This window comes from Paenibacillus sp. FSL W8-1187, from assembly GCF_037965485.1.
Taxonomy (GTDB): domain Bacteria; phylum Bacillota; class Bacilli; order Paenibacillales; family Paenibacillaceae; genus Paenibacillus_O; species Paenibacillus_O pasadenensis.
This window is the reverse complement of record NZ_CP150181.1, coordinates 2,212,572-2,225,014: the sequence shown is the minus strand read 5'-3', so window position 1 is coordinate 2,225,014 and position 12,443 is coordinate 2,212,572. Positions and strand designations below refer to the sequence as shown.

Here is a 12,443-nt window from a genome sequence, read left to right as displayed (position 1 = left end):
GCTTTCCCCTTATACGACGGCAGCCGCCGGAAGGTTTCCGAATCCGGACGGCAGCCGGGCCGGACGGTCCAAGGTTAATGCTTCCGGGGCAAGGGTATACAAGGAGTAAAGGAATCCAGTCGCCCGAACGGAGGTCGTCCCGCTTGAAAATCGGAAAGTTCTATCAAGCCTGCATCAGCATCATTCTCGTCCTCGTCATCCTCTACCTGCTCTCCCGGCTCGAGTTCCTTTACCGCCCGGTGCTGCTCGCGTTCAACATGCTGCTGCTTCCGTTCGTCGTCTCGTTTTTCTTCTATTACCTTTTCCGCCCGCTCGTCACGCAGCTGCACAAGTGGCGCATGCCGAAATGGCTTGCCGTGCTCGTGCTGTTCGTCGTCATGGCGGCCGTCGTGGCGATGCTCGTCGTGCTCGTCTGGCCGACGCTGCAGTCCCAGGCCGAGGGCTTCGTCGAGAACCTGCCCGCCCTCGCCAAGGAGGTGCAGGAGCAGATCAACTACTTGCAGACGCAGAGCTTCGGCGGATTCAGCCTCGCCGAGATCGACTTGTCGAGCAAGCTGACCGGCTACCTCGAGCAAGGCATCAACTATTTGTCGACCTACCTGCAGAACGCCGTCTCCGTCGTCGCGACGATCGCGCTCGTCGTCGGCACGGTGCCGGTGCTGCTCTACTACATGCTCAAGGAAGACCGCAAGGGCTATACGTCCTTCGTCCGCTTCTCGCCCGCCAAGTACCGCGCCGACGCGATCGAGATCTTCGGCAGCGTCGACAAGATGCTGAGCGAGTTCGTCATCGGCCGCGTCGTCTGCTGCCTCGCGCTCGGAGCGTTCGCCTATATCGGCTTCCTGATCGTCGACCTGCCTTATTCGCTGCTGCTCGCGCTGTTCGTCGGCGCGATGAACATGATCCCGTACATCGGGTCGATCATCGGCTCGATCCCGTGCATCCTCATCGCGTTCACGGACTCGTTCACGACGGCGATCTGGGTGCTCGCGATCATCCTCGTCGCCCAGCAGCTCGAGGGCAACCTGATCTCGCCGTTCGTCTACGGAAGGACGATGGACATCCATCCGCTGACGACGATCATCGTCGTCCTCATCGCCGGCGCGGTGAGCGGCATCGTCGGCATCATGATCTCGATCCCGGTTTACATGATCTTCAAAATCGTCATCCTGCAGATCGCCGAGCATTTCGAGCGCAAAGCACAGCCGGACAGCACCGCTTGACCCGTCCGGCCTAGGCCGGCGGAACGCTCCAGAGCAGCTCCGCCCGCTCCAGCGGGCTGACGCGATAAGCCTCGTCGAGGCCGTCCGCCGCGATGTGCGCCTTCGGTACCCGCTTCAGCCTCAGCTCGACCTTCGTCTCGCCTTGCAGCGCCCTCTCCGACAGGAGGAGGCGCTGCTTGTCCGTCCAGGACGCCCGCAGCCGGCGGCCGGACGGCAGCAGCCCGTCGGCCGCGGAAAAGCCTTCCCTGTACCAGGGATGCTCCTGCTCCCCCGCTGTGCCAGGCTCGTTGAGGCAGACATACAGCGACAGGCTGTCGAGCAGCTGCAGCCGCAGCAGATCGAGGCGGGTCCGCTCCGGATCGGCGCGCAGATTCATCGCGAGCCGGCGCTGGCGCACCTCCTCGGTCCGCTTGAACTCTTCGCATGCCTCTCCTTCCAGATGCTCGAAAAAGGCATGATAAAACAAGCTGCACAGCAGGCCGGCATAGGGGCTGACCGCTTCGACCTCGTCGATGCCGCGCCGGTAGAACGCGATCTTGGGCAGCAGCGGATAGTCCTCGAACGCGTAGGGGCGTCCGGCCGCATCGTTCCAGATCGGCGTCTCGTCGAGCCCGATCCAGCCGCGGTCATGATGCGCCGCCGCATAGACGACGCTGGCGCGAAGCTTGTCCGCCGGCAGCAGCTCGGGCGCGAGCGCCTGCGCGAGCTGCGCGGACACGGCCGCATGGTCGTGCTGGCGGATCAGCACGAAGCTGTCTCCGCTGTCCCGGATGATCATGGTCGGTCGGCCTCCTTTGCCGGCAGCGGCACTTCCGTGTAGTGCTCCACCGTAGGGAACGGATCATAGTAATGATGCAGCAGCGCCTTCCAGCGGCCATAGTCGGCGGATTCGCGGAAGCCGTGCGTATGGTCCTCCAGCGTCTCCCACTCGACGAGCAGCAGGTAGCGCGAAGGCTGCTCCAGGCAGCGGGACAGCGTATGGCGGACATAGCCGCGCATGGAGGAGATGATGGCGGAAGCCGTGCGGAAGTCCCGCTCGAAGTCGGCCTCCTTGCCGGGAATGACGGACAGCAGCGCATGCTCGAGAATCATGGTCGTCGCCTCTTTTCGATCCGTTATGGATGATGCGGCAGCATGAGATGGGGGCGGATGAACGCCAGCCTCATGCCGCAGCGCTGCATGTTGCGCATGCTGATGCTATAGGGCTCGCACTGGCTGACGGCGATCAAGCATCCTGCTGCCCGGGCCGCTTCAAGGCGGGCAAGCAGCAGCGCCTGCTGCAGCCCTCGCCCGCGCTCCTCCGGCAGCGTCGCTGCGAAGCTGAGGTTCGCCGCTCCGCCGCTTATGCGCATGACGCCGACTGCGGCCGGCTCTCCATCCCGCTCCGCGATCCAGAAGCTCCACCCGGGACGCTCCATCAGCACTTCGTTGTTCGCCCGCACCGACGGTATGCCGGATTCTCCGAGCCCCGTCGACAGGCAGTGGATGCGGGCATAGGCCTCAGCATCGGCAAGCCCCGCCTGCCGTATCGTCAGCCCGCTCCCCGACGACGGCTCGACTTCGATGCCGGCTTCTTTCGGAGCGAACAGCCGGTACAGGCCTGCATGGAGCGCCGCTGTCCTATAGCCTCGGCGGCCGAGCTCCTGCAGCAAGGCAGAGGTGATCCGCTGGGGACTAAGCTCCAGCCTGACAGGCCGCTCCCGCTCCCGATAATAGCGCTCCAAATCGTCCAACCTTTCCAGCACGCCCTCGTGAACGCCTTTGACCGTATTGAACTGCGGCCACGGCATCGAGCGGCTGAACAGGCGCAGCATGCCGTCCTGCTCCACGATCTCCACGCCTTCCGGATTTCCCGCTCGTTCCCGCACCGCTTGCATCCGGTCTTTCATGGACTCCGCTTCCGCAAGTTCGGCAGCCGAAGCGTGCATGGCAAGCAAAATGTCGTTTGCGTTCAATAGGCCGCCTCCGTTTCCTCGTTCATCCGGCTCTTCTTCCGGCTCCATGCTGAATATTCGTGATCGGCACCGCGATCTCCCGCTTGCTGGATGAAAACTCTCGGGCCATCGTTGCCAAACCGGCCTTGATCCGTTAAGATAATCGAGAGAAAGTTAAAGGGCTTTAATTTTGAAGCAGGCTGACGCCGCTTCCTTTTGCCAGCCTTCTCGACATCCGAAAAGAGCAAGCTCTCTTTTTTTTCATCAAAAGTTTAAGCGGTTTAACTTCACGAAGGGAGGCGCTTCATGAAACCAAGCATCTTCGACGTCGCCAAGCGCTCCGGCCTGTCCGTCGTCACCGTCTCGCGCGTGCTCAACGGCTCCGGCAACGTGCGGGAGAAGAACCGCCTCAAGGTGCAGCAGGCGATGAAGGAGCTCGGGTACCGGCCGAACTCGGCCGCGCAGTCGCTCGCCAAGGGCAAGACCGGCGTCGTCGGCCTGCTGCTGTCGACGCTTCAGGACTCGGTGTTCGACGCGATCGTCAAGAGCGTGCATGACGAGCTCGCCGGACACGGCTATTTTCTCGCGCTGTCCGTATCGCCGAGCTGCCGGGAGCCCGGAAGCAGCTTCCTGATGGAAAGGGACCGGGTCGACGGCATGATCATCCTGTCGCCGACCTGGGAGGACGAGCTGATTCCCGATCTCGAGCGCAAGGGCATTCCGTACTCGATCATCGACAACCAGAACCCCGCCTACGACTTGTCGGCCGTGCAGGTCGGCCATTACTCCGGCGGCTACGCGGCCGGCAAGCATCTGGTCGAGCTCGGCCATTCGTCGATCGCCCATCTGAGCGGCCCCAGCAACTACAAGAGCACGATCGACCGGCAGAACGGCTTCCTCAAGGCGCTGGCCGAGCACGGCCTGGAGCCGGTGTTCATCGAGGAAGGGACATATTCCATGGACACGGGCTATGAGGCGGCGAAGCGCTGGCTGGCGGAGGGCCGCCTGCCGGAGGCGCTGTTCTGCGGCGACGATTATATCGCCGTCGGCGTGCTCAACGCGCTGCAGGAGGCAGGCCTGGCCATCCCCCGCGACCTGTCGCTCGTCGGCTACGACGACCAGAACCTCGCGACGCTGCTGCATCCGAAGCTGACGACCGTGGCGCAGCCGGTGCTGGAGATCGCGCGCTCCGCGGTCGACGGCCTGCTCGCCCAGATGGAGGGGCGCGAGGCGCCGCCTCCTGTCGTGCTGAGACCGGAGCTCGTCGTGCGCGAGAGCACCGCTCCGCCATTATCCGCTTGGAAGGAGAATTCCGTATGAGCTTCTATCTCGGCGTCGATGCCGGCGGCACGAAGACGCATGCTCTCGTCTCCGATGCCGATGGACGCATCCTCGGCAAAGGCATGGCCGCAGGCGGCAACCATCAGAACGGCCGCGACTCCGCCCGGCGCAATCTCGACGCCGCCGTCTCCGAGGCGCTGCGGCAAGCAGGCGTCGAGCGCTCCGCGCTCGCCCACGCGTACTTCGGACTCGCCGGAGCCGACCGCCAGGCCGACCTCGACATTTTGCATCCGCTGCTCGGCAGCATCGGCTTCGCGGAGCGCTATACGGTCGTCTGCGACACGATCATCGGCCTCCGGGCCGGCACGGCCAGGCCGTACGGAGTCTCTGTCATCTGCGGCACCGGTGTCAACTGCGCCGGCGTGAGTCCGAGCGGCGACATGTACCAATGCGGCGGCTTCAGCTACATGTACGGGGACTTCGGCGGCGGCGGCGGGCTGAACGTCGAGGTTTTCCGCACCGTCATCCGCTCCTGGGACGGCCGCGAAGGCCCGACGAAGCTGACGCCGATGCTGCTGGAGATGCTCGGCTATCCGACGGTCGAAGCGATGTTCCACGACTATCTCGACCGCTCGCTCGGCGTGCCGACCGACGTCGTGCGGCTGCTGTTCCGCGCCGCCTCCGAGGGCGACGAAGCGGCGCTCCGCATCCTGACGCATCAGGGCGAGGAGCTCGCACTGTCCGTCAAGGCGGTCATCGAGCGGCTCGGCATGCGCAAGCTTCCGTTCGACGTCGTGCTTGCCGGCAGCCTGCTGACTCGCGGCGACCACGGCTGGATCAGCGGCCCGATCGCCGCGATGCTGCGGCAGACGGCTCCGGGAGCGTCGCTCGTCAAGCTCGATGTCGAGCCGGTCGTCGGCGCCCTCTGGGGCGCGCTGGAGGCGGACCGCATCGACATCACGCCGGAGATGTACCGATCGATGCGCCAGCACCGCGAGTTCGACGACATCCCGATCGCCCCACTTTAACGAAAAGAGGAATCGACCATGACCGAAACAAAAGGCCTCAAGATCGCCGTCATCGGCGGCGGATCGTCCTACACCCCCGAGCTCGTCGAAGGCTTCATCCGCTATTATGACTCGCTGCCCGTGCGCGAGCTGTGGCTCGTCGACATCGAGCCCGGCCTATGGAAGCTGAACATCGTCGGCGAGCTCGCCAAACGAATGGTCGACCGCTCCGGGCTGCCGATCGAAGTGCATCTGACGACGGACCGCCGAGCGGCGATCGCCGGAGCCGACTTCGTCAGCACGCAGATGCGCGTCGGCATGCTGGAAGCGCGCGGCCTGGACGAGGCGATTCCGCTCAAGCACGGCGTGATCGGCCAGGAGACGACCGGCCCCGGCGGCATGATGAAGGCGCTGCGCACGATTCCGGTGCTGCTCGACATCTGCCGCGACATCGAGGAGCTCGCTCCGGAAGCATGGCTGCTCAACTTCACCAACCCGGCCGGCATGGTCACCGAGGCGATCCGCAAGCACTCCAAGGTCAAAAGCATCGGCCTCTGCAACGCGCCGATCGGCCTGCTCAAATGGCTCGCCGGCAAGTACGGCACGACGACGGACCGCGTCTACGCCGAGTTCGTCGGCCTGAACCATCTGCACTGGGTCAGCCGCGTCACCGTCGACGGCGTCGACCGGCTGCCGGAGCTCGTGCGGGGCGAGGACAGCTTCTCCGCCAAAAACGTCTCCGGCTCCGACTGGGATCCGGCGTTCATCTCCGGCCTGAACGCGCTGCCCTCCTACTATCTCAAATACTTCTACATGACCGACACGATGCTCGCCGAGCAGAAAGCCGCGTTCGAGAAGGACGGCAACCGCGCCGAGGTCGTCAAGCGCGTCGAGAAGGAGCTGTTCGAGCTGTACCAGGATCCGGAGCTGAAGGAGAAGCCGAAGCAGCTGGAGCAGCGCGGCGGCGCCTACTATTCCGAGGCGGCAGTCAACCTGATGCGCTCGCTCTATGGCGGCACCGGAGACGTGCAGACGCTGAACGTGCCGAACAACGGCATCCTGCCTTTCCTCCCGGACGACGCCTGCATCGAGGTCAACTGCGTCGTCACGAGCGGCGGCCCGATCCCGCTGCAGCTGACGGCCGTGCCGGCCCCGTGCGTCGGCCTCATCCAGGCCGTCAAGACGTACGAGTCGCTCGCGATCGAAGCCGCCGTCAGCGGCGACCGCAGCATCGCGCTGCAGGCGCTGGCGCATCATCCGCTCGTGCCGTCGGTCCGCGTCGCCCAGGCGCTGCTGGGCGAGATGCTGGAGGCGAACCGGGCGTATTTGCCGAAGTTTTTCACGCAGGAATGAAAAAAAAGCGCGGCGGCTCCTTCATCGGCCTGCAGCCATGCTCGCCATGCTTGCCGCTGCGCTTCCCCCTTGCTTCTTTGCCGCCGCTTCGCCGCAAAGCCGCTCCCCGCAACCCGCAGCCTGCTTGCCCCCGGTTGGCTCGGACGAGCCGACAAAAAAAGCAACATCCGTCGACAAATTTTTCCTCCCCGGCCTTCACCCCCAGCCAAATACCGCAAAAAAGGAAATGCGATTGGACAATTATCTTCATAGGCTTGCGTTCTCCCCCGATTTACAATGAACTGGCGGATTGTTCCGTCAGACCAGTATGGGGGGAAATTGAATGTCAAAGAAGAAAATCGCTCTGTTGTTGTCTCTTTGCATGATGCTGGCTTTGCCGACGGCTTGCAGCAACGCTCCGAGCGCAAGCAACGGCGCCGGCAGCGCTTCGACCGGCAATGAGGCCGCGGACGCTCTGGAAGCAAATCCTTCCGACCCTGCCTTCAGCGCCTACAAGGAGCCGGTGACGATCCATACGGTCACTTCGGAATATCCTTCGGCCAAATATCCGCAGGGCGACGACATTACCAACAATGTATGGATCCGGCGCTACCAAGAAAAATACAACATCAAAGTCGTGACGGATTGGGTAAGCGATGAATACGACACCAAGCTGAACCTGGCGATCACCTCCAACGACCTTCCCGACGTGTTCAAGGTCAACGCCTCCCAGCTGCAGCAGCTCATTGAAGCCGACATGATCATGGACTTGACGGAGGTGTTCGACAAGTACGCTTCCAGCCGCTTGAAGGATTACATGAAAGCGGATACAGACAGCTATGAATCGGGGATGAAGGACGGCAAGCTGTACGGCATCCCGCAGCTGCACTGGGGATTGATCGATCAATCCGACTACATCTGGATCCGCAACGATTGGAAAGAAGAGCTGGGACTTAAAGATCCGCAAAGCCCGGAAGACATCAAGAACATCGCGCTTGCCTTCATGGAAAAGCACGGCGGCTACGGCATGGCCGTCGACCAGACGCTGGATTACCTCAATGTGCTTGCCGTCAGCTGGAACGCCCATCCCGACATGTGGATCAAGGACAGCAGCGGCTCCATCGTGTACGGCTCCATCCAGCCGGAAATGAAGGACGCGCTCCAGGCATGGGCGGAATGGTACAAGCAAGGCATCATCGATCCGGAGTTCGCCATCAAGGACTTCAGCGCGATGAACGCGGACGTCGTCGCCGGCAAAGTAGGCCTGCAGCCGTACTATCAATGGTGGGGCTACAATCCCGGCGTCGATACGATTACGAATCTGGGCAAGGAAGCCATCTTCTATCCTTACCTGCTGCGCACGGCGAACGGCGAGGAAGCGAAGCAATCCATCTCCTTTGCCAACGGCAGCTATATCGTCGCCAAAAAGTCGTTCAAGCATCCTGAAGCGGCCGTCAAGCTGCTCAACGATTACGCCTACATCGTCGATGAAGGATTGGAAAAAGAGTCGAAGGAAACGCTGTCCGGCCTGCTCGACAACGATATGGCGCATGTCGTAGGCGCCTTCCGGGTGCTCAATCCGACCTCCGACTACGAGCAGTACGAAGCCGTTTCGGCAGCGCTGGAATCCGGCGACTCCAGCGGCCTCACCTCCTCGGGCATGTGGCAGAAATATAAAAACAGCATTGAATTCAAAGAGAATGCGACTCCTAGCGCCGTGGGCGACTACCTGCAGCAAGGAGCGCCGAAGTCGGCGTTCAGCCTGGCCAAAAAAATCTATGACAGCGGCAACTATATCAAGACCGAGCTGTGGGGAGCGACTCCAGAGGCGCTTGCAGCGTACGGAACGACTCTCGATGATATTTTGACGGAAGGCTTCACCAAAATCATCATGGGCTCCGAAAGCATCGATTATTTCGATACGGTCGTGCAAAATTGGAAGACTGCAGGCGGAGATGCGGCTACTCAGGCCGTAAACGAAGCTTACGGAAACAAGTGACTCTTTCTGTAGAGGGGATGCGGATTTCCGCAGCCCCTTTTCCACCTATCCAAGTCAAGAAACGAGGCGACCATCCATGCTGACGAAATTAAAGCAGCAGCGCGCGCTGCATCTCATGCTGCTTCCGAGCCTCATCCTCGTCTTCATTTTCAGCTACATTCCTTTTTACGGCCTGGTCATTGCGTTTCAAAAGTATAATCCCGGACTCGGCTTCCAATCTCCGTGGGTCGGTTGGGACAACTTCAATCATGTCTTCCAGCAGCCTAACTTCGTCCGAACGATATGGAACACGCTCTATATGTCGGCCTTCAAAATCATCGGCGGCATCGTCGTCCCCGTCGTTTTCGCCCTGCTGCTGAACGAGGTGGCGCACGGACTCGTCAAACGGACGTTCCAGACGCTCGTTTATATTCCGAACTTCCTGTCGTGGGTCATCATGGCCGGCATCCTGCTCGACATCCTCAGCTCCGACGGCATCATCAACCATTTTCTGAGCTTGCTCGGAATTCCCGCCGTCAATTTCCTCGGCAATCCGTCCCTCTTCCCCTGGACGATGATCGTGAGCGATATATGGAAAGGCTTCGGCTTTGGGACGGTCGTTTATTTGGCGGCGTTGTCGGGCATCGATCCCGGCTTGTACGAGGCTGCCGTCATCGACGGCGCAAAACGCTGGAAGCAGACGATTTATATTACGCTGCCGCTGCTTATGCCGACGATCGTGCTGATGTCCGTGCTGTCGCTCGGAAACGTGCTGAACGCCGGCTTTGATCAGATCTACAATCTGTACTCGCCGGTCGTGTACCAGACGGGCGACATCATCGATACGTATGTCTACCGCCTCGGCATCCAGCAGGCCCAATATTCAATCAGCACGGCAGTCGGATTGTTCAAGTCGGTCATTTCCTGTATCCTCGTCGGCGTATCCTATGTGCTTGCCTATAAAGTCGCCAACTATAGAATCTTCTAAGGGGGGATCCGGATGATTCAGGACCGAAGCGTCGGGAGATATTTGTTTGTAGCCGCCAACTATGTCATCTTGATCGCCACATCGCTGCTTTGCATCTTGCCGTTCGTCAACCTGCTGGCCGTATCGTTCAGCGGCAGCGCCGCCGTGTCGGCAGGAGACGTCGTGTTCTGGCCGGTGGACTTCACGACCAAAGCGTACGAGTTCGCGATGACCGGCGGAAAGTTCCTCACTTCTTTATGGGTATCCGTGCAAAGGGTCGTCCTGGGGACGATCGTCAACCTCCTGCTCATCGTCTTGACGGCTTATCCGCTATCCAAGTCATCGGGCAAGCTTGCGGGCCGCAACTGGTACATGACCTTCTTCATCGTCACGATGCTGTTCAACGGAGGCTTGATTCCCACCTACCTCATCGTCGTCAAAACCGGCTTGATCGATTCGATCTGGTCGTTGATCCTGCCCGGGGCGCTCCCCGTATTCAGCATGATCATCCTCATGAACTTCATCCGCGGCTTGCCGGAAGAGATCGAAGAGTCCGCCATCATCGACGGGGCGAGTCCGATGCAGATCTTGATCCGAGTCCTGCTCCCCTTGCTGAAGCCCGCGCTGGCCACGGTCGGCCTGTTCAGCATCGTCGGCCATTGGAATTCATGGTTCGACGGCATCATCTATATGAAAAACCCGGCCAACTATCCTTTGCAGAGCTATTTGCAGACGTTATTGATGAGCTTCGAGCAGCTTATGCTCAAGTCGGGCTCCGATTACACGAAGCTGCTGTCGATGATGAATGCCAGGACAGGCCGCGCTGCCCAGATGTTCCTGGGCGCCATTCCGATTTTGCTCGTCTACCCTTTCCTGCAGAAATACTTCACGAAAGGCCTCGTTCTCGGCAGCGTAAAAGGCTGACCGCTGGGCAAAAACGGCGCTTCCGCATAGGAAGCGCCGTTTTTTGATCGTTCAGGAAATACCGGGAAGCAGGAACGTAAACGTCGTCCCTTCCCCGGGGCTGCTTGCCACTCCGATGCCGTAACGCTCGCCGAAATGAAGCTTGATGCGGCGCTGCACGTTGAACAGCCCGATCCCCCGCGCTTCGGCCTCCGTCCCGGTTCTCCAGCTCTCCAGCAAGCACCGCACCGTCTCCTCCTCCATCCCCGCTCCGTTGTCGTGAATCTCGATGGCGACATCGGCCTGGATCGAGTAGATGCGGATGGTGATGCAGCCTTCCTCCTCCAATTCCGCGAAGCCGTGAAAGATCGCATTTTCAATGATCGGCTGCAGGATCATTTTCGGAATCCGGTAATCCAGCAGAGGCTCTTCGATTTCCCGGCGGATCTGGATGGAATCATAATAGCGCACGTTTTGAATCGTAATGTAATTGTCCACATTGTCGAGCTCCTCGCGGATCGTCACGAGCGGGCTTTCGAGCCGCGAGGCATACCGGAGCATGGAGATCAGCGCTTCGGTCATGTCGACGATCTTGTCGGACTGCTGCATCGCCGCGATCCATTTCAACGAGCCGAGCGTATTGTACAAAAAATGGGGATTGATCTGAGAGTGAAGCGCCCGGATTTCCGTCTTCGCTTTTTCGATCTCATCCTGCTGGATTTTTCCGACGAGCCTTTTCAGCTCATCGGCCATCTTGTTGAACCGCTGGGAGAGCTGCCCGAACTCGTCCCGCGCGTTGATCTGCTGCACCCGTTCGAAATGCCCCTTCTCCACGAGCACGATGTTGTTCATCAGCTTTTTCATCGGCCGGGCAATGACGGAGGAAAGAAAGCTCGACACGATGGCCGCGAACAGCACCATGAGACCCGCCAGCAGGAGCAGATTGCGCCCCAGCAGCCTTCCTTCATTCGTCAGCTCGCCCTTCGGCATGTACAAATACGTCATCCAATCTTTTTGGCCCAGCCGATTGGTCACGACGATATTTCTCTTTTCGTCGGGACGGACGTTCGCCCGGAACAAGGTGCCGATCAGCGACTCGTTCCGGCTGTAGACGATTTTGTCCTCGCTGTCCACGATCATATAGTTGGAACGAAACGTATCTTGCAGATTGCGGTTCACATTTTCCACGAATTTAATGTCGATGCTTACGACGATGACTCCAAGAAGCGCTCCCGATGACGAATCGTATATTTTCCGGGCATGGGAGACGGCCAGCGGCTTCGTTTCGATCTGCTCGTCGACGCGAGTCGTCAGCGTGATCGTCCGCTCCTTGTCATGCATGAATTTTTTGTACCACAGCTCGGTCTCCACGTTGTACGCCTCATGGACCGGGCTGTTCGGGCTTACGATCAGATCCGGCCCGCCGTTCAAGTTGTACAGGTAGATCGAAAAAACGCGATCCTCCATCATGATGTAGGTCATCAGATTGTTGTAAGCGAGCGTCGTGTTCGGCTCGCCGCCCTCTCGCAAAAAATCCTGCACCGGATCGCTTCCGACTCCGGTCGCAGACTGGCTGCCGCTGAGCCCGGTGCTGGCCAGCAGCGATATTTTTTCGATCTTTTTCAAGAAGTCGTCGATGCGAATGCTCGTCTGATAGCCCAAGTCCTCCATGATCCGCTTATAATTCCGCTCCAGCAGCCGCTCGGAGGAGCGGTAGGAGCTGATCGTCATGACGGTGATCGGCAAGACGATGACGACCATGCAGATCAGGATGATTTTCGTTTTGATCGAGACAGGCCGGCTTCTCCGCATGCTGCA

11 protein-coding genes are annotated in these 12,443 nt (G+C 60.3%); 7 read left to right on the top strand and 4 right to left on the bottom strand.

All coding sequences use genetic code 11. The features are described from left to right. The first annotated feature begins 143 nt into the window (after positions 1 to 143). The gene (locus NYE40_RS09535) at positions 144 to 1,223 is read left to right on the top strand and encodes an AI-2E family transporter (RefSeq protein WP_043111527.1); all 1,080 of its coding nucleotides are present in this window, start codon (positions 144 to 146) and stop codon (positions 1,221 to 1,223) included. Between the two features lie 10 nt (positions 1,224 to 1,233). On the opposite strand, the gene NYE40_RS09530 is transcribed toward NYE40_RS09535, so the two are convergent. The 3 genes from NYE40_RS09530 to NYE40_RS09520 are packed head-to-tail and all read right to left on the bottom strand — an operon-like array spanning position 1,234 to position 3,112. Continuing rightward, positions 1,234 to 2,001, bottom strand: coding sequence for a DUF3891 family protein (locus tag NYE40_RS09530; protein ID WP_028599538.1), 768 nt, complete (start codon positions 1,999 to 2,001; stop codon positions 1,234 to 1,236). Beyond that, positions 1,998 to 2,315: an antibiotic biosynthesis monooxygenase gene (locus NYE40_RS09525; RefSeq protein WP_028599537.1), complete on the bottom strand. Its 318-nt coding sequence runs from the start codon at positions 2,313 to 2,315 to the stop codon at positions 1,998 to 2,000. Before NYE40_RS09525 ends, NYE40_RS09530 begins: the two co-directional genes overlap by 4 nt. 23 nt (positions 2,316 to 2,338) lie before the next feature. Beyond that, a complete protein-coding gene (locus NYE40_RS09520) occupies positions 2,339 to 3,112 on the bottom strand; it encodes a GNAT family N-acetyltransferase (RefSeq protein ID WP_127464340.1) in 774 nt (257 codons plus the stop codon). A gap of 351 nt (positions 3,113 to 3,463) precedes the next feature. On the opposite strand from NYE40_RS09520, the gene NYE40_RS09515 reads away from it, so the two are divergent. From NYE40_RS09515 to NYE40_RS09490, 6 genes are all read left to right on the top strand, one after another. Then, positions 3,464 to 4,477, top strand: a complete 1,014-nt coding sequence (locus NYE40_RS09515; RefSeq protein WP_028599534.1) for a LacI family DNA-binding transcriptional regulator — start codon at positions 3,464 to 3,466, stop codon at positions 4,475 to 4,477. Next, positions 4,474 to 5,466 carry a BadF/BadG/BcrA/BcrD ATPase family protein gene (locus tag NYE40_RS09510; RefSeq protein ID WP_028599533.1) on the top strand — a complete coding sequence of 331 codons (993 nt, stop codon included), beginning with the start codon at positions 4,474 to 4,476 and terminating at the stop codon, positions 5,464 to 5,466. The genes NYE40_RS09515 and NYE40_RS09510 overlap by 4 nt, the downstream gene beginning before the upstream one ends. 18 nt (positions 5,467 to 5,484) lie before the next feature. Then, complete coding sequence (locus NYE40_RS09505; RefSeq protein ID WP_028599532.1) at positions 5,485 to 6,798, top strand: 6-phospho-beta-glucosidase; 1,314 nt, start codon at positions 5,485 to 5,487, stop codon at positions 6,796 to 6,798. Positions 6,799 to 7,120: 322 nt separating this feature from the next. Beyond that, on the top strand, positions 7,121 to 8,776 hold the full coding sequence (locus NYE40_RS09500) for an extracellular solute-binding protein (protein ID WP_028599531.1): 1,656 nt from the start codon (positions 7,121 to 7,123) through the stop codon (positions 8,774 to 8,776). A gap of 76 nt (positions 8,777 to 8,852) precedes the next feature. Continuing rightward, positions 8,853 to 9,743 (top strand): ABC transporter permease subunit, encoded by an 891-nt coding sequence (locus NYE40_RS09495; RefSeq protein WP_028599530.1) that lies wholly within the window; start codon positions 8,853 to 8,855, stop codon positions 9,741 to 9,743. Positions 9,744 to 9,755: 12 nt separating this feature from the next. Beyond that, positions 9,756 to 10,646, top strand: a complete 891-nt coding sequence (locus NYE40_RS09490) for a carbohydrate ABC transporter permease (protein WP_101808939.1) — start codon at positions 9,756 to 9,758, stop codon at positions 10,644 to 10,646. Positions 10,647 to 10,697: 51 nt separating this feature from the next. On the opposite strand, the gene NYE40_RS09485 is transcribed toward NYE40_RS09490, so the two are convergent. After that, a complete protein-coding gene (locus tag NYE40_RS09485; protein ID WP_028599529.1) occupies positions 10,698 to 12,437 on the bottom strand; it encodes a sensor histidine kinase in 1,740 nt (579 codons plus the stop codon). Positions 12,438 to 12,443: the final 6 nt, after the last annotated feature.

Excerpts from the sequence above, each read along its gene's own strand:
- NYE40_RS09530 (WP_028599538.1), bottom strand. The coding sequence starts at position 2,001 with ATGATCATCCGGGACAGCGGAGACAGCTTCGTGCTGATCCGCCAGCAC.
- NYE40_RS09525 (WP_028599537.1), bottom strand. The coding sequence starts at position 2,315 with ATGATTCTCGAGCATGCGCTGCTGTCCGTCATTCCCGGCAAGGAGGCC.
- NYE40_RS09520 (WP_127464340.1), bottom strand. The coding sequence starts at position 3,112 with ATGAAAGACCGGATGCAAGCGGTGCGGGAACGAGCGGGAAATCCGGAA.
- NYE40_RS09515 (WP_028599534.1), top strand. The coding sequence starts at position 3,464 with ATGAAACCAAGCATCTTCGACGTCGCCAAGCGCTCCGGCCTGTCCGTC.
- NYE40_RS09510 (WP_028599533.1), top strand. The coding sequence starts at position 4,474 with ATGAGCTTCTATCTCGGCGTCGATGCCGGCGGCACGAAGACGCATGCT.
- NYE40_RS09505 (WP_028599532.1), top strand. The coding sequence starts at position 5,485 with ATGACCGAAACAAAAGGCCTCAAGATCGCCGTCATCGGCGGCGGATCG.
- NYE40_RS09500 (WP_028599531.1), top strand. The coding sequence starts at position 7,121 with ATGTCAAAGAAGAAAATCGCTCTGTTGTTGTCTCTTTGCATGATGCTG.
- NYE40_RS09495 (WP_028599530.1), top strand. The coding sequence starts at position 8,853 with ATGCTGACGAAATTAAAGCAGCAGCGCGCGCTGCATCTCATGCTGCTT.
- NYE40_RS09490 (WP_101808939.1), top strand. The coding sequence starts at position 9,756 with ATGATTCAGGACCGAAGCGTCGGGAGATATTTGTTTGTAGCCGCCAAC.
- NYE40_RS09485 (WP_028599529.1), bottom strand. The coding sequence starts at position 12,437 with ATGCGGAGAAGCCGGCCTGTCTCGATCAAAACGAAAATCATCCTGATC.